Annotated in this window: 13 protein-coding genes; 9 read left to right on the forward strand and 4 right to left on the reverse strand. The window is 69.2% G+C overall.

Annotated features, from left to right (window positions below; translation table 11 throughout):
• Window positions 1–171: 171 nt before the first annotated feature.
• The 4 genes from WMF20_RS49815 (at window position 172) to WMF20_RS49830 (ending at window position 4,574) form a co-directional block, all read left to right on the forward strand.
• The gene (locus WMF20_RS49815; RefSeq protein WP_165374597.1) at window positions 172–585 is read left to right on the forward strand and encodes a hypothetical protein; all 414 of its coding nucleotides are present in this window, start codon (window positions 172–174) and stop codon (window positions 583–585) included.
• Window positions 579–2,729 (forward strand): M20/M25/M40 family metallo-hydrolase, encoded by a 2,151-nt coding sequence (locus tag WMF20_RS49820; protein WP_437609161.1) that lies wholly within the window; start codon window positions 579–581, stop codon window positions 2,727–2,729. Before WMF20_RS49815 ends, WMF20_RS49820 begins: the two co-directional genes overlap by 7 nt.
• Window positions 2,726–3,898 (forward strand): formylglycine-generating enzyme family protein, encoded by a 1,173-nt coding sequence (locus WMF20_RS49825; RefSeq protein ID WP_437609163.1) that lies wholly within the window; start codon window positions 2,726–2,728, stop codon window positions 3,896–3,898. The genes WMF20_RS49820 and WMF20_RS49825 overlap by 4 nt, the downstream gene beginning before the upstream one ends.
• Before the next feature lie 211 nt (window positions 3,899–4,109).
• Complete coding sequence (locus tag WMF20_RS49830; protein ID WP_437609166.1) at window positions 4,110–4,574, forward strand: hypothetical protein; 465 nt, start codon at window positions 4,110–4,112, stop codon at window positions 4,572–4,574.
• An 894-nt stretch (window positions 4,575–5,468) separates the two neighbouring features.
• Here the strand turns inward: WMF20_RS49830 and WMF20_RS49835 are convergent.
• Both WMF20_RS49835 and WMF20_RS49840 read right to left on the reverse strand, forming a co-directional pair.
• On the reverse strand, window positions 5,469–5,675 hold the full coding sequence (locus tag WMF20_RS49835) for a hypothetical protein (protein ID WP_437609168.1): 207 nt from the start codon (window positions 5,673–5,675) through the stop codon (window positions 5,469–5,471).
• Between the two features lie 135 nt (window positions 5,676–5,810).
• Window positions 5,811–6,353, reverse strand: coding sequence for a hypothetical protein (locus WMF20_RS49840; protein WP_437609170.1), 543 nt, complete (start codon window positions 6,351–6,353; stop codon window positions 5,811–5,813).
• Window positions 6,354–7,169: 816 nt separating this feature from the next.
• On the opposite strand from WMF20_RS49840, the gene WMF20_RS49845 reads away from it, so the two are divergent.
• The 5 genes from WMF20_RS49845 (at window position 7,170) to WMF20_RS49865 (ending at window position 14,727) form a co-directional block, all read left to right on the forward strand.
• On the forward strand, window positions 7,170–11,603 hold the full coding sequence (locus WMF20_RS49845; protein WP_437609173.1) for an RHS repeat domain-containing protein: 4,434 nt from the start codon (window positions 7,170–7,172) through the stop codon (window positions 11,601–11,603).
• 16 nt (window positions 11,604–11,619) lie between these two features.
• Window positions 11,620–12,261 (forward strand): hypothetical protein, encoded by a 642-nt coding sequence (locus WMF20_RS49850; protein ID WP_437609175.1) that lies wholly within the window; start codon window positions 11,620–11,622, stop codon window positions 12,259–12,261.
• A 155-nt stretch (window positions 12,262–12,416) separates the two neighbouring features.
• A complete protein-coding gene (locus WMF20_RS49855) occupies window positions 12,417–13,709 on the forward strand; it encodes an RHS repeat-associated core domain-containing protein (RefSeq protein ID WP_437609177.1) in 1,293 nt (430 codons plus the stop codon).
• 174 nt (window positions 13,710–13,883) lie between these two features.
• Entirely contained in the window at window positions 13,884–14,285 is a 402-nt protein-coding gene (locus WMF20_RS49860; RefSeq protein ID WP_437609179.1) for a hypothetical protein, read from the forward strand.
• 40 nt (window positions 14,286–14,325) lie between these two features.
• Window positions 14,326–14,727, forward strand: coding sequence for a hypothetical protein (locus WMF20_RS49865; protein ID WP_437609181.1), 402 nt, complete (start codon window positions 14,326–14,328; stop codon window positions 14,725–14,727).
• Window positions 14,728–14,843: 116 nt separating this feature from the next.
• Here the strand turns inward: WMF20_RS49865 and WMF20_RS49870 are convergent, their stop codons facing one another.
• Together WMF20_RS49870 and WMF20_RS49875 are read right to left on the reverse strand one after the other, a co-directional pair.
• On the reverse strand, window positions 14,844–15,695 hold the full coding sequence (locus tag WMF20_RS49870; RefSeq protein ID WP_437609183.1) for a ketopantoate reductase family protein: 852 nt from the start codon (window positions 15,693–15,695) through the stop codon (window positions 14,844–14,846).
• An 8-nt stretch (window positions 15,696–15,703) separates the two neighbouring features.
• On the reverse strand, window positions 15,704–16,798 hold the full coding sequence (locus WMF20_RS49875; protein WP_437609185.1) for an NADH:flavin oxidoreductase: 1,095 nt from the start codon (window positions 16,796–16,798) through the stop codon (window positions 15,704–15,706).
• Window positions 16,799–16,944 lie beyond the last annotated feature (146 nt).

Consider the following 16,944-nt stretch of genomic DNA (forward strand, 5'->3'; position numbering starts at 1 on the left):
AGCTCTCGAGGGAGGCCGTCCTCCCCGGGGATCCCGGGCTTCCTGTTTTTGTCGAGGTTGCGCGGGCGAGCCCGCGCCCGGCGCGTCGGGCGGGCCGGACGACGGGCGGCCGGCGCGTGTCGGGCTGGACAAAGCGCGCGTTTCGGAAGAGTGTTCGCGCCGAGGTGCACTGTGGCTACCTGGCGTGATGAGCTCATCGAGGCCGTGAAATCGAAGGCGGAGCGCGAGTCGGAGGAGCTCGCGCGGCACAAGAAGCGGGTCGCCGAGGCGCTCGCGGCCGCGGAGTCGGCCGTGTCGCAGGGGGCCGAGTCGCTGAAGTTCGCGCACGAGAGGCTGCAGGACAAGGGGCAGCCGGTCGCGCTCTCGCAGGAGCCGGACAAGCATCGGCTCGCGCTCGGCGAGTTCAGCTTGGCGCTCGAGCTCCTGCGGGAGTCGGCGATCGTCCGGGTCACCTTCGGCGACGGCAAGCCGCGCGAGTTCGACTTCGCGAAGGACAGGCACATCGCGCCGGCCGACGTGGAGGAGTACATCGGGCGCCGTGCGCTCGAGCTGGTCCGCGCGGCGCAGAAGGCCGCGCCGTGGTGACCGCCGGGCGCGCCGCGGCGCGCGCGCCGCGCGCGGCGGGGCTCCGCCCGGGCCTCGTCGCGGGGCTGCTCGCCGCGCTCGGGGCGTGCGCGCCTCCGGCCGCGCCGCCCCGCGAGGCGGCCGCGCCGCCGGCCTCGTCGCCGGCCGCCGCCGCGGCGCCCGCCGCGCCGGCCTCGATCGATCTCGACCCCGCCGCGGAGGCGCGGATCAAGGCGGACGTCGCGTACCTCGCGTCGCCCGAGCTCGCGGGGCGCGCCACCGGCGAGCCGGGCGCCGAGCTCGCGGCCGAGTTCATCGCGCGCAGGTTCGACGAGCTCAAGCTCTCGCCGCTGGGCGGGCAGGGGGGCGACGCGAACGCGTACCTGCAGGTGTTCGACGCGCGGGTGGGCGCCGACGTGGCGCCTGCGGCGCTCGCGGTGCAGCGCGCGGGCCGGAAGCAGAGCGTCGAGGCCGGCAAGCTGGTCACGGCCGACGGGAGCGCGAGCGGCACGGCCTCGGGGGCGGCGGTGCTCGTGGGCCACGGCGTGACCGCGCCGGCGCTCTCCTGGGACGACTACGGCGGCCGCGACATCGAGGGGAAGATCGCGGTCGTGCTCGACGGCGTGCCCACGCTGGGCGACGGCGCGGAGGCGGCGCCGCAGGCGGGGGCGGCGAAGGCAGATCCGCACGGCGGCGCGGCGAAGGCAGATCCGCACGGCGGCGCGGCGAAGGCAGATCCGCACGGCGGCGCGGCGAAGGCAGACCCGCACGGCGGCGCGGCGCACGCCGACCCGCATGGCGCAGCGCACGCGGATCCGCATCACGGGTCGTCTTCGCGGCCGGCCGACGCGCTCCGCGACTTCGGCAGCGTCCGCTACAAGCTCCGCACCGCCCGCGAGCACAAGGCCGCCGGCGTGATCCTCGTCGCGGCGGGCGACGAGCTCCCGCGGGTGTCGGACGACGCGGCGAGCATGGGCATCCCGGCCGTGGTGATCACGCGCTCCGCGGCCCGGGCGCTCTTCCCGACGGCGGGGCTTCCGCCGCCCGCGAAGCCCGAGGCCGCGAAGCAGGCCGCCGCGAAGCCCGCGGCCGCGAAGCAGGCCCCGGCGAAGGCCCCTGGGCCGAAGCCGCTCGCCGGCACCACCGTCGAGATCACGACCAAGGTCACCCCGCGGATGGCGCAGGCGGGGAACGTGATCGGCCTGCTCCCGGCGCGGGATGGCTCACCGCACGCCGGCGAGTACGTCGTCATCGGCGCCCACTACGATCACCTCGGCCACGGGGGCAACTCGTACTCGCGCGCGCCCGGCGTGCACGCGGTGCACCCGGGCGCCGACGACAACGCCTCCGGGACCGCGATGCTCCTGGAGGTCGCGCGGCGGTTCGCCGCGCTCCCCGCGCGGCCGGACCGCAACCTGCTGTTCATCGCGTTCGGCGCCGAGGAGCTCGGCACCCTCGGCTCGCGCCACTTCGTCGATCACCCGCCGGCGCCGCTCGAGGGGACGAAGTCCATCGTGGCGATGATCAACGCGGACATGGTCGGCCGGATGCGGGAGGACAAGCTCCTCGTCGACGGCCTCGGCACCTCGCCCGACTGGAAGCCGATCGTGGACGGCGCCGCCCGCGGGCTCGGCCTCGCGCTCCAGTTCGGCGTCGAGGGGTTCGGCGCGAGCGATCACACGTCGTTCACCGCGTCGCGCGTCCCGGTCGCCTTCCTGTTCACGGGCGTCCACGAGGACTACCACCGGCCGAGCGACACGGCGGACAAGATCGACGCCGCGGGCGTCTCGCGCTGCGCCGTGCTCGCGGCGCGGATGGCGCTCGCCCTCGCGCAGCGCGACGCGCGGATGGCCTTCACCGACCCGCCGGCCGACCCTCACCGCAGCATGCGCCGCGGCTTCCGCGCGTCGCTCGGCACGATGCCGGACTACGCGTACCAGGGGCCCGGCGTGAAGCTCACGGGCGTGCGGCCCGACGCGCCGGCCACGCGCGCCGGGATGCAGGCGGGGGACGTGATCGTGCGCATCGGCGCCCACGCGATCACCAACATCCACGACTTCATGTTCGCGCTCGGCGAGCTCGAGCCGGGCCGCGAGGTCGTGATCGAGGTGGAGCGCGGCGGCACCCGGGTGCCGCTCAAGGTCATCCCCGCCCCCGGCCGATGAGCCGGCGCCCCCGCCGCATCGCGCCGCCGGCCGCCCCGCGCCGGCGGCGCAGGGCCCTCTGCCGGCGCTGCGCGGGGGGCCTCGTCCTGCTGTGCGGCCTCGCGGCCGCGATCCTCGGCTGCGATCGCCGCGAGCCCGCCGCGACCGACGCCGCGGCGCCCGCGAGCGCCCGCGCGGCGGCGCCCGCCGAGCCCGCGCCACCCGACGGCGCCGCCGCGGAGCCGCCGGACGCCGCGGAGCTGTCCGACGCCGCGACGCTGTCCGACGCCGCAGGGCTGTCCGACGCCGCGGGGCTGCCCGACGCCGCGGGGCTGTCCGACGCCGCGGGGCTGCCCGACGCCGTCGCGGCCCTCGATGGCGCGGCAGCGGCGGCGTCGCCCGACGGCGGCGTGTCGGACGCCGGGCTGCCTGGCAGCTCGGCGGGGTGTCCGGACGACATGGTCCTCGTCGACGGCGACTACTGCCCCCTCGTCGAGCAGATCTGCCTCAAGCACCACAAGGAGTTCGAGAAGGACCAGGCGCGGCGGGCGAACCCGTACGGCGAGGTGGAGGGCTCGACAAGCGTCAGCGAGCGCTGCCTCGAGTACAAGCAGCCGACCGCGTGCCTCTCGAAGAAGCGCGCGCCGATGCGTTACTGCGTCGACCGGTACGAGTGGCCCAACAAGAAGGGCGAGCTCCCTGCGCTGCTCGTCTCGTGGCGCGAGGCGGTCAAGGCGTGCGAGGGCGTCGGCAAGCGCCTCTGCACCGAGGACGAGTTCAACTTCGCCTGCGAGGGTGAGGAGATGCTCCCGTACACGTACGGGTTCGTGCGCGACGCGACGAAGTGCAACATCGACCGGCCGTTCCGCCAGCGCGAGCTGGCGCTCTACCGTTACGAGCGGTGCATGCGGCACCCCAAGTGCAAGGCGGAGCTCGAGCGGCTCGATCAGCGCGTCCCGGCCGGCTCGATGCCGGCGTGCGTGTCGCCGTTCGGCGTCTACGACCTCAACGGCAACATCAACGAGTGGGTCGTGCGGCCGGGCCGCAAGTCCCCGGAGCGGAGCGGGCTCAAGGGCGGCTGGTGGGGCCCGATGCGCGGCCGATGCCGCCCGACGGTGGGGTTCCACAAGGAAGAGGATTACGGCTACGAGCAGGGGTTTCGTTGCTGCAAGGATGCTGCGCCGCGGTGAGCGCGCGGTGGCGCCTTCATTTTGGGGGGCGCGTGGTCGCCGACCGGGGTTACGCTCGCGTCCAGCGGGCCCGCGACGCGGCGCTCGCCGGCGAAGGGCCTGCCGTTGCTCCTCCGGGGGCCGGGGCTCAGACTCAGCGGCGGGTCGGTACCGGCCCGCTGCTCACGCGGGGAAAGCCCCGCATCTGCGGGAGACCTTGATGAAGCGATCCATGTGGTTCACCAGCGTGCGCTCTGCCGCGGCGGTCGTCGTTGCTCTCGGAGGCCTCGGGCTCCTGTCCTCCGCGTGCCGTGGCAGCGAGGCCGAGGATCCGTCGAGCCAGCAGTACAACGCCTACAACCAGCAGCCTGGGTACCAGCAGCCCGGGCAGTACCAGCAGCCGGGGCAGTACCAGCAGCCGGGGCAGTATCAGCAGCCGGGGCAGTATCAGCAGCCGGGGCAATACCAGCAGCCTGGGCAGTACCAGCAACCGGGCACGACCGCTCCGGCGACGACGGCGCAGCCGAGCCCGCTCGCGCTCCCGTGTACGAACGACATGGTCTGCGGCACGCACAAGTGCAACACGGCCGTGGGCAAGTGCGCCTTCCCCTGCGCCGCGAACACCGACTGCGCGGCGGGCTTCTCGTGCATGGGCGCCGGCTCGGCGACGGCGATCTGCGTGCCCGGCGGGCAGTAGGGGGCGCGGGGTCCTGCGCTGATCTGCGCCTTGCTTCGGTCGCGTTCCCTGGTTTTGTGAGGGGGCGCCTTCTCCGGCGCCGCCGCGGCGCTCGGCGCTCGCCGGGGCAGCTGGGCATGGCCTGGGGACTGGCGCTTCCAGTCCTTCGGGCAGCGGAGCTGCCTGCCGCGACCGGAGCCGGTCTGCCGGGATGGTTGAGCTTGGCCTGAGCGACCGGATCCGGTCTCGGCGGGACAGCTGAGCATGCCCGAGGGACCGGATCCGGTCTCTCGGGGGTAGCTGAGCATGGCGTGAGGAACCGGGTCCGGTCTCCGCGGGGCAGCTGAGCATGGCCTGGGGAACCGGATCCGGTCTCTCGGGGGTAGCTGAGCATGGCGTGAGGAACCGAATCCGGGCTCCGCAGGGCAGCTGAGCATGGCCCGAGGAACCGGATCCGGTCTCTCGGGGGTAGCTGAGCATGGCCCGAGGGACCGGAGCCGGTCCCGGCGAGGCAGCTGAGCGGTGGTGTCCGGGATAGCGGCTCTCCCAGATCGCGTGTCCGGCACCTGAAAATAGCAGACGCTAGGCGCGATCCAGGTGCTCGACGCCCTGAGCCGGCTGTACGTCCAACCCGACGAGTAGACACGCCCCAGCCGGACCGGACGCACGGCCCGACCGCTCGCTGACTTAAGCGCCAACCCGCTGGCGACGTTGCAACGGGTTACAACATCCAGGCCTGGAGAAACGTGGATCCACCGCCGCGGATGAAAGGACCGCGTTGCAGACCTGCAACTTGGCTCCCCGAAACAGAAAGCCCCGCCACGAGGACCGTGGCGGGGCTTCTGTCCCCATCCGCGCCCCTGGCGAGGCGCCTATCAGTCAGGGCTCAGCGCGAACCGAAGCGAGACCCTTCGGCTACGCCCCGGGGGTCCCTTCCGTCCGCTGCTTCACCCGGAGGACGAAGCAGCGCTTGCCGTACTGCCACGCGAAAACCCGGCGACCCAGGCCCTTGTGGAAGTATGACGCAACGCAGATGTCCTCGTATCCCTCGGGGCACGGCCCCATCGGTTCCTTGTGCATGATCAACGACTCCACGAACGCCTTCCAAGGCTTGGGAGCCATTGACGATCCCCCGTACGTATGACACGCTCGGGTTGTGGTGGGTCGCAAGGGCTCCTACACGGGCTCGGGCGTCCTTTTCATCCCGGAGGTCGGCCGCGGGCTCCTACCCCCGCGACCGGCCTCTAGCCTTATGGGCTACTGGATGGTTCCGCCCTCCCCATGCGGAACGGCGCCATTCGCTTCCTTCGCGTGTGCGCCCTTCGCGGCTCGGTAGCGTCCGCGTCCAACTCGAACAATCTCCAGGTTGTCCGCCATGCGCGCGAGCGTCGACCTGAGAGAGGTCAGCTTGTGCTCGCCGCCGAGGCGGGCCACGATCTCCTCCGCGGAGAACGGCCTGTCAGGATCCGCGCTCAGCAGGTCGGCGACGGCCTTCGCGATCGAGCCAGCGCCCTGCCTACCGGAGCCGTCAGGCGTATCCGGCGGGCCCTCGCCTCGAAGCAGGGCGTCGAGCTCGGCCTCGTGAGTCTTCAGCCGCTCGCGAACTTCCGTCAGCAGGATCCTGTCCGCCTGGATCATGGCCCCGAGCTGCACGGCACGATCGCGCCTGCTCATGTAGTGCACCCTGGTGTCACGTGCTTCGTCACAAAGCTCGAGTACCCCGCGGCCAAGCTCGACGCAAGGATCGGCGCGTCGAAATTCCGGGTTCTCGAAACGATTTCCGATCGTGCAACGTTGCATCTATTTTTCTTGATTTGATCCAAGTTTCATGGAAGCCGGCACCGAGAAGGGAGGATGGTGCGCGCGGTGCTGCGATCGTGGTCGTCTCGTGCGCGCAGCACGTCGCACAAAGCTGAGCACCCACGCCGGCGTGTCGTTCGCATCCCTCATCGATCGTTCTACCTCAGCACAAAGAGTTCCCTGGAGAACGCCGAAGCCGCCCGTCTCGGTCTCTACATTTCTCTATCGCTTCTCCTGGATACGTGCTCAAAAGTTCAGTATTTCCGACAGTGAGCATAGGTCTAGGTGCCATGCCCGAAGGCATGCCCCCGATACTCGGGAGCGCCTGACCGCCAGCTAGTCAAACCCGCGAAGGGCTCGTACGTCAAGGAGAACCGCTACATCTTGGGATCTCCGGCCGAACAGGGCCCACATATGGGGCCTCGTTCGCTCGGTCCGGGGTTCGTGGCGACCTCTGATCAGTGCTGAACAGGTGCTACCCAACGGGCGCACAGGTTTCTCACAGTTCCAACCCAAGAATCAACCGACTCACCCAGGATTGCTGGGCTAGTCATCGCCGAAAAGGTTCAACTGGACCATACGTCGCGGCTCCGGCGCTCGCGGCGGCTCTCGCGGCGGGGGCTCCGGCACCGGCGCCGCCGCGAAGGGTGCCACGGGCGGCGGCTGCGGCGCGACGGGCGCCGACGGCACGGACCCGCCCGATACGAGGCGGAGCCAGCCACGGCCGCCCGCGAGCTCGCGTGCGGGCGCTGGTGCGTCGCCGGGTCGTGGCTGCATCTTGAGCGGCTGCGCGACAACCTGCCGGTCGAGCCCCTCATGCTCGATTCCGAGGTCACGCTCGCCCACGCGCAAGCTCCGCGGGTGACGGACCTGAACGGCGACGGCGTCCAGGATGTGCTGATGTCGGTGGGACGTTTCTTCCGCATCTTCCCGAACCTGCTCAAGGACGAGGATCTCCTCGCGAGCGTGACCGACGGGATGAACTCGCTCGATCCGGACGACCCCGGCTTCCTGCCGAACGTGACGATCACCTACAGCCACCTGTCGTCGCCGCACGCTTGGGGCGGGTTGTCGCCGCTGCCGGACGAGCAGAAGATTTACGACCCGATGGAGAACGCCGTCGAGGAGGAGTGCGCTTACCCGCTCCGCTGCGCCCTCGGCCCGCGGGCGGTGGTCAGCGGTTACACGCTCAACAACGGCGCGAACGCCGAGCGGCGCTTCGAGGTCGCCTACAGGAACGGCCGTTACCACCGGCTCGGCCGTGGCTTCCTCGGCTTCGGCAAGCGGATCGTGCGCGATCTCGACACCGGCTCCGGGACCGTGGAGTTTTACGACAACGTGACGTTCGACAAGGACCTCAACGTCTTCCCGTACGCGCGCCAGGTCATGCGGGAGGTGCGCTACAGCCCTCCCGAGACTCATGACCAAGCGCCCTCCGGGATCGTCGAGCTCTCGCAGACGAGCTCGCTGATCCAGACCGTCAAGACGAACGGTGGCAGCACGTACTTCACGTTGCCGGTCTTCCGCAGGGACGTCAGGGGACAGGGAACGTACTCACCGGCCGGAGGGCAGAGCCTGGAGGCGTACGCGATCGACCGGGCGGGGTTCCCGCCGATCCTCATGAGCGACGCGACGATCGGCTATGGCGACTACGACGAGTTCGGCAACATCCTCGCCGAGTCGTCGTCTACGACGGGGGCCGATTTCTCGCTCCTGGTCAAGCGGAAGTACACGAACGACACCGCTGCCTGGCTGATCGGCAAGCTGGACTCCGTGAACGAGTGCAGCAGCGCCTCGGGGATCGACCAGTGCCGCACGATGTCGCACACGTACAACACGCGCGGACAGGTCATCCGGGAGTCCGTCGGCACCGAGGGCGACCCGCAGACGGAGCTCCACCTCACGTACACGCGCGATGTGTACGGCAACCTGAGGATCACCCGCTCCGTCGACGCGTTCGGCGCGCGCCGCAACTCGTGCATCTCGTACGACGAAGAGCGCATCTTCCCGTACGCGCGCTCGAACGCGGAGGGGCACGTCACGCGGATGAAGTTCGACCCCGGCCTCGGCGTCAGGACGGCGCTGGTCGATCCGAACCACCTCGTCACGCGCTGGGCGATCGACGGCTTCGGGCGCGTCACGAAGGAGATCCGGCCGGGCGAGGAGGACGAGGTGATCACCACGTTCACGCGGACGAAGGACGGCGGCGCGTCCGGCACCGAGTGGAACGTGAAGGTGCGAACGCAGGAGATAGGCGGTCGCGATGATACTGTCGAGCTCGACAGCCTCGGGCGTCCGGTCCGGTGGTGGACGCATCGCCCCGACGTGGGCGCCGGCGCCGACGAGCGCGTCATGCAGGAGATCGTCTTCGATGCGCTGGGCGAGCACGTGGCGCGACGATCGCTGCCCGCCGGCGAGGACACGCCGCGCGATGCGCTGCGCTACGACGACTATACCTACGACGGCATGGGCCGCATCAAGACGCACCGGACGCCGTGGGGCACCACGACGAGGTACGCGTACCGGGGGACGACCGTCGCGGTGATCGGTCCATGCAGCCTGGCGACCACGATAGAGAACGACGGGCTCGGCCGGCCGGTGTCGATCACCGACGCGATGCTGGGGGAGACGCGTTATAGCTACGGACCGTTCGGCGGGCTGTGGACCGTGACCGATCCGGGCGGCGCGGTGACGACGACCGAGCGCGACGCCTACGGCCGCGTGCGAAAGATCACGGATCCCGACCGCGGCGAGACGATCACGCACACCAGCGGGTTCGGGCTGCCGACGTACGCGAAGGACGCGCTGGGGCGGGAGCGCTGGTTCGAGTACGATCGCCTGGGCCGCATGACGGCGCGCATCGACAAGGAGGAGGGCAGCGAAAGCACCTACCGCACCACGTGGAGGTGGGACCGCGGGGCGACGGGCAAGGGCAAGATCGCCGAGGTCGAGAGCCCCGAGCATCACAAGACGACCTACACGTATGACCCGCTCGGGCGGCTCGAGACCAAGCGGCTGGTGCTCGAGGGCGAGACGTTCACGACGACCTTCGGCTATACCCCCTCGAACCAGCTCAACCTCATCTCGTACCCCGCGGGCGACGGCGGGGAGCCGTTCTCGGTCCTCTACGAGCTCGATCCGCACGGCCACGTCCTCGAGGCGCGGAACGCCGAGACCGGCGATCCGTACTGGGAGCTGAAGGAGACGGACCGGGCCGGGAGGATCCGGACCGAGGAGTTCGGCAACGGCGTCGTCACCGAGCGCTCGTACCACGCGACGAAGAACCGCCTGGAGAGCCTGCGCACGACGAAGGACGCCGTGGAGATCCAGAACCTGGCGTACACGTACGACAACAGGCTCAACCTCGAGACCAGGAAGGACCTACGCCAGACGAAGACGGAGTACTTCATCTACGACGAGCTCGATCGCCTGAGGTGCTCGCAGCTCCGCCATCTGCGCCGTTGCCTGTTCGAGAACACGTACGCGCCGAATGGCAACATCGACTCCAAGCTGGGTATCGGCACGTACGCGTACGACCCCGACCAGCCGCACGCGGTGGTCCAGGCGGGGGACAGATTGTACGGCTATGACGCCGTCGGCAACCAGATCTCGAGGCCCGGCGCGACGGTCTCGTACACGCCGTTCGACAAGCCGGAGACGTTCACGCTCGACGGCGGCGCGACGATCGAGCTCGACTACGACGGCGATCAGAACCGCATCCGGAAGACGACGCCGGACGAGGTGACCCTCTACGTGGGCGACCTGTACGAGCGGGTCACCCGGCTCGCTCCGGAAGCTGGCGAGCCGAGCGTCGAGCACCGGTACTCCGTGCTGGTGAAGGGGCGCCCGGTGGCGCTCGTGACGCGCGTCGCGGGGGCGCCGGGCACGACGCTGTACCTGCATCGCGACAACCTGGGCTCGATCGACGTGATCACGGACGCCTCGGGCGGCGTGCACGAGCGGCGCAGTTACCAGGCGTGGGGCAAGCGCCGCCAGCCGACCTGGGAGAGCGCGGCTCCGGGCTCGTTCGGCAGCTCCCCTGTCCGGCGGGGGTTCACGGGGCACGAGGGCGACGACGAGCTCGGGCTCGTCAACATGCGGGGACGGATGTACGATCCCGTGATCGGGCGCTTCTTGACGCCGGATCCGCTCGTCGCGAATCCGCTGTCCGGGCAGAGCCTCAATCCGTACAGCTACGTCCTCAACAACCCACTGGCGTACGTGGATCCGAACGGTTTTCAGGAGGCGCCGGCGGAGGATGAGGGATCCACGAAGGCCGGAGTCCCCGAGGCCAGGTATGTCGCGGGCCAAGGGCTCACCGTGTATGTCCATGGCGTGCGACGGCATCTCACCGCTTTGGTCACTGGCGAGCCGCGCAAGGAGACGGACGTGAACTCGTCCACCGCCGACGTCGGCGTCGTCGCGCCTCCCATCGACGTGAACATCTATGGAACGAGCTCGGGGTATGTGCCTGAGCCGGCGCCTTCCACGCCGGAACAGAGCACGCTCGGCAACGTCGTGGGCGAGAGCCTGCTCGGGGCTGGCGAAGGGCTCGGCGAGCTCGTCGTCGGGCTTGGGCGGTCGCTGGTGCTGAACGCGCTGACGTTCGGCGGCTACGGCGCCTACGAGCTCGGGGGTGCCATGTGGGACGGGTACAAGGAGGACGGCGTGGTCGGGGCGCTGAACGCCGTGAACCCGCTATACCACATGCTGAGGGCCGGAACGGACACGGTCCTCGCCGCCGAGCGAGGCGACTACCGCGCCGCGAGCGCGGCGGGAACCAAGGCGACCGTGCTCACGCTGGGCGCGGCCTTCGGGCTCGGCGAGGGGCTGGCGGCGCTGAGCGGAAGAGCCGCGGCCGCGGGGGCCGCAGGGGGAGGTGGCCGACTAGTACCCACGCTTGGGAACCTGGGCGACGACGCTGCTGGAACGGTGTTCGGAACGCTGAGCAAGAGCAGAGGCGGCTACACCCTTGGGGGACAGCTAGCAGAAGGGAGGTTCGACTTTGTGGTGCAAGGGGGTCAGGTAATCGTCGGCCGGGGACACGCCGCTCTCTCTGGTGGGGGCCGTGTCACCTATGCTGGTGAGATCGCCTTGCGGGAAGGGCAGATCATCGAGTGGACGAATGCGTCTGGGCATTTCAGGCCCGCAGCAGCCTTCGCACCTAACGCAGGTCTACCGATCGGAAGTTTCAGGCCGGTGCAATTCCCAGGGCTCGTAGGTGGTCCGCAACTGCCGGTCTTCCAATAGTTAAAGGGGCGCTACCATGCAGATTCTGGGTTTCGAGTTCGAGCTACCCGCGGAGTTCCGAGTCGAGAAAATCTCCTCTGCTGGAGCGGGCAGCTGCATCGACATCATGGGCAAGAACGCTGGGAGTCTTGCGGCGGCGCTAGCTGAGCAGGCGGTGGCGGTTGGCTTCAGCGAGTCGAAGCAAGAGGCTGGTCGGATCAAGCTGGAACGGGGTGAACAGAGGCTACTCCTCGTACATGATGCCGAAGGTCTGACCATTCAGACGTATGACCCAACAACATTGCCGCGTGCTCGCTTCGATGGTTCCGCCGTTCTACTCGACGATTTGCGATTCGAGTGCGGCGCTACCTCGATCGCTCCGCTCCGGGAGACGTATCTGCACGACAAGCACCTGCGGAGCGGTGCGTGGAGGCTCTCGGGCGTGTCAGCCCCGGAGGTGGTGGCGCGAGTGCTTGACACGGCTGTCACAAGCAGGTCGCTTAAGCGCGGCGCCGTCTTTGGGCCACCACGAGGAGGCGAGGAGGTGTGGAGTGGCGAGGCCTACTCCAAGGTTGAGCTGGTCAAGGTGCATGCAACAGTTGAGTCGGGAGTCGTTCTGCTTGAGATAGATCTGATCGACAACCGTGGACACATCGGACGAAAGCCCTCGGAGCAGTAACGACCGAAGTCGGCAACCAGATCTCGAGGCCCGGCGCGACGGTCTCGTACACGCCGTTCGACAAGCCGGAGACGTTCACGCTCGACGGCGGCGCGACGATCGAGCTCGACTACGACGGCGATCAGAACCGCATCCGGAAGACGACGCCGGACGAGGTGACCCTCTACGTGGGCGACCTGTACGAGCGGGTCACCCGGCTCGCTCCGGAAGCTGGCGAGCCGAGCGTCGAGCACCGGTACTCCGTGCTGGTGAAGGGGCGCCCGGTGGCGCTCGTGACGCGCGTCGCGGGGGCGCCGGGCACGACGCTGTACCTGCATCGCGACAACCTGGGCTCGATCGACGTGATCACGGACGCCTCGGGCGGCGTGCACGAGCGGCGCAGTTACCAGGCGTGGGGCAAGCGCCGCCAGCCGACCTGGGAGAGCGCGGCTCCGGGCTCGTTCGGCAGCTCCCCTGTCCGGCGGGGGTTCACGGGGCACGAGGGCGACGACGAGCTCGGGCTCGTCAACATGCGGGGACGGATGTACGATCCCGAGATCGGGCGCTTCTTGACGCCGGATCCGCTCGTGGCGAATCCGCTGTCCGGGCAGAGCCTCAATCCGTACAGCTACGTCCTCAACAACCCGCTGGCGTACGTGGATCCGAACGGTTTTCAGGAGGCGCCGGCGGAGGACCTGGATGCGTCACGGCCACCGGCCGTCATGTACATCCCGTGGGAGAAGCTCGGCTGGGCGCCGGAAGAGATTGCGGTCGGCAAGCGCCCGGAGCGAAAGGCGCGGTCCGACACCGATGCCAACACCACGGGCGCCGAAGTCGGCGTCATCGCGCCGCCAATCGACGTGAACATCTACGGAACGAGCTCGGGTTACGTGCCCGAGCCGGTGGCATCCACGCCGGATCAAAGCACGGTCGGCAGCGTGGTGGGCGAGGGCCTGCTCGGCGTCGGTGAAGGGCTTGGCGAGCTCACCGTCGAGCTCGGGCGGTCGCTGGTGCTCAGCGCGCTGACGTTCGGCGGCTACGGAGCCTACGAGTTCGGGACCGCGATGTGGGACGGGTACAAGGAGGACGGCGTGGTCGGGGCGCTGAACGCCGTGAATCCCCTGTACCACGCGCTGAGGGCCGGAACGGACACGGTCCTTGCGGCCGTGGGAGGCGACTACCGCGCCGCGGGCGCGGCGGGGACCAAGGCGGTCGTGCTCACCCTGGGCGCGGCCGTCGGGCTCGGCGAGGGACTCACGGCGGTGAGCGGAAGAGCCTTGGCAACGAGGGCCGCGACGGGAGAAGGTTGGCTCGTCAGCAGGGGGGTCTTCAGGAACAGACATGGGCAGCTGACGAACGGCCGGTACATACTTGACGAGCCGGCCACAGCCCGCCATACGGTAGGCAGCCTTGCCCACGGCAAGAGCCAGTTCTTCTACCGAGTGAACGCGAAGCAGCATCATCCTTGATGCTGCGGCTTACGCCGATGACGCAAACCTGTGGAGAGGAATCGACAATAGCAAGGCTAGAGTTGTTTTTGACGACTTCATCGGCGTGCATTCCAAGACAGGTCAGAGAACCAATGTTCTGAATCTTTATCGCACCGAAACGGGTTTCGTTCACGGTGCGCCGGGGAGTCCTCTATGAAACAGGATCTCAGCGATGTCTTTCGGCACAGCCGCGCGGCATCGGCGACGTGGACGCACGACAAGGTCCAGGATGTCCTTCAGGCATTGGCAGCACGTTCGCCGGGTTCCTGGGTGGACTGGGAGCCTTTCGATGAGGAGTGGGGACGGGTCCTCGACGCTGACAATAAGACCTTGGGATTCGTTTGTGCACGTGTCCCGATAGGTGCGGCAAGGGACGATCTCCCGACGGCGGAGCTGCCGAGCGCCGTGACGTGGATTCAATTCAGGTCCATACACGATCATAACTACCGAATTGCTCCAGAGATTCTTGAGGAAATATTTGGGTTTGAAGTCTCGCGGAATGTCGACTATGAAGACCTGTCGATGAACGATTTGTGGTGGGCAACCGTGTCCTGACCGGAACGGGTCTCATCCACGGTGCGCCGGGGAGTCCTTTGTGAAACAGGATCTCAGCGACATCTTTCGGCACAGCCGCGCGGCATCGGGGAAGTGGACGCACGATAAGGTCCAGGATGTCCTTCAGGCGTTGGCGGCGCACTCTCCAGGATGCAGCGTCGATTGGGAGCCTGGCGACGAGGCGTGGGGCCGGGTCCTCGACGCTGACACCGAAATCGTGGGGCTCGTCTGTGCACGCATCCCGATAGGTGCAGTGCGGGACGACGTTCCGCGTTCGGAGCTGCCGAGCGACGTCACGTGGATTCGATTCAAGTCTACGAGAGAGCGAGACTATCAGGTTGCGCCAGAGCTTCTTGAGAAGGTGTTTGGGCGCGAGGTCTCGGGGAGCATCGACTACGGGGCCCTGTCGCTGGACGAACTGTGGTGGGCAACGGTGATCTGACATGCACCGCACCAAGTCCGACAGCATCCACGGTGCGCCGGCGAGTCCCTTATGAAGATCGACGCTGTCCTCCGCCTGAACCGGGCGCCGACAGGCGATCGCGCGCCCCGGCCTCTTCAGGGCCGGATGGCGAGCAGCGCCGGCGTTCGACCTGGCGCCGCGGCGGCGATCGCGTCGATCAGCGCGCGCGGCTCGCTGGGCCCGGTGGCGCCCGTCTTGCGGATCGCCTCGATCCGGCTGAGCGTCCACACGAGCGCGGCCGCCGCCGGCGTGGGCAAGCGGCTCAGCGCCGCGATCGGCGCCGGCGTGAGGGTGTTTCCGAGCTGGCGCACCACGCGGAGCCCCTCCTCCAGGGCGCGCGCCAGGTCCATCGCTTCGGTCCACGACACGCCTGCCTGGCGCGCGTGCGCGGTGACGGCGGCGACCATCACCGGCGCGGCGACCGCCGCATGCGCGCGCAGCCAGCTCTCCATGTCGGGCTCCACGACGGCGGGGATACCCGCGGCCGTGAAGACCTTCGCCCAGGCCGCGTCCGTCACCGGGGTGACCATGCCCCGGGTGACGATCCTCGACGTCAGCTTGCCGTCGTCGAGGGCCGCCAGGATCGCGGGGAATCCGAAGGCGAAGCGCGCCGCGCCCACGGCGTCGCGGAGGCGGCCGAGCGGCTCGAAGGTGTTGAACATGAACATCACCGTCTTCGCCGCGCTCGCGGCCAGCGCGGGGAGCACCTCGTCCACCTGATGCGCGAGCACCGTCACGAGCACGAGGTCCCACGCCGCCGCCTCGTCGAGCGCGGCGCTCACGCCGACCGCGGCGCGCTCCCCCGCGGCGGTCACGATGGCCTCGTCCCGCCGCAGCTGCGCGAGCCGCGCTCCACGAGCGACCACCGTCACGTCGTGCCCCGCCCGCGCGAGCTGGAACGCGAACGTGCTTCCGATCCTACCGACACCCACGATGGCAATCTTCATGATCCACCTCAGAAGTACTGGCCGAGGCTCTCCCTCGTGAAATTCGTCAGCTCATGAGTGCGCCCCGCCTTGATCTTCTCCACCCAGGCGGGGTCGCTCAGCAGCGAGCGCCCGACGGCGACGAGATCGAAATCCCCGCGCTCGAAGCGGCGCACGAGCTCACCGAGCCCCTGGGGCACGGACGTCTCGCCCGAAATGTTGCCGAAGAGATCGCCGGACAGCCCGACGGAGCCCACGGTGATGGTCGGCTTCCCGGTGATCTTCTTCGCCCACCCCGCGGTGTTCAAGTCGGAGCCGGCGAATTCGGGCTCCCAGTAACGCCGCTGGGACATGTGGAAGATGTCGACGCCCGCGTCCACGAGAGGCGAGAGCCACCGCTCCATCTCCTGCGGCGTCTTCGCCATCTTGTGATCGTAGGCGCCGATCTTCCACTGCGAGAGACGGAGGATCACCACCATCTCCGGACCGACGGCCTCGCGAACCGCCTCGAGGACCTCCACGGCGAAGCGCGTCCTCTCGGCGAGCGTCTTTCCGCCGTACTCGTCGGTGCGCTGGTTCGTCACCTCGTAGAAGAACTGATCGATGAGGTACCCGTGGGCGCCGTGCAGCTCGATGGCGTCGAAGCCGAGGCGCTTCGCGTCCCCCGCCGCCTTGCCGTAGGCCCGCACCGTGGCCTGCACGTCCTCGCGGGACATGTTCGCCGGGCCCTCCAGATCCGCAGGCTCCTCGTGGCCGTTGGGATTCCGCTGCGCGAGCCCGACGTGCCACAGCTGGGGGGCCATCTTTCCCCCCTCCCTGTGCACGGCGTCGATGACCTTCTTCCAGCCGTCCAGCGCCCGATCCCCGTAGAAGTGCGGTACGTCGCGCAGATGGAGCTTGCCGGGCCGCTCCACGACCGTCCCCTCCGACAGGATCAGCCCGACGCCGCCGGCCGCGCGCCGCGCGTAGTACGCGACGTTCGGCTCGCCGGGCGCGTTCCCAGGCGATTTCTGGCGCGTCATGGGCGCCATGACGAGCCGGTTCTCGAGCGTCAGCCCCTTCAGCCGAAATGGCCTGAAGAGCGCGCTGACGTCCTCGTGCTTGTTCGGATCCCGATCCGTCATCTCTCCGTCCTTCCTCGGTCCCCCGTCCCCGCCGCCGCGCGCCTCGAGCTGCGCCCCGGCACCTCGGCGGCGACCGCGCCTGCGATCGTGACCGCCCCTCGGCGCCGCGGCCGGCGTGATTCGGGCAACAAACCAACTGGATGGTT

Source organism: Sorangium sp. So ce834, assembly GCF_051521425.1.
GTDB classification, from domain to species: domain Bacteria; phylum Myxococcota_A; class Polyangia; order Polyangiales; family Polyangiaceae; genus Sorangium; species Sorangium cellulosum_D.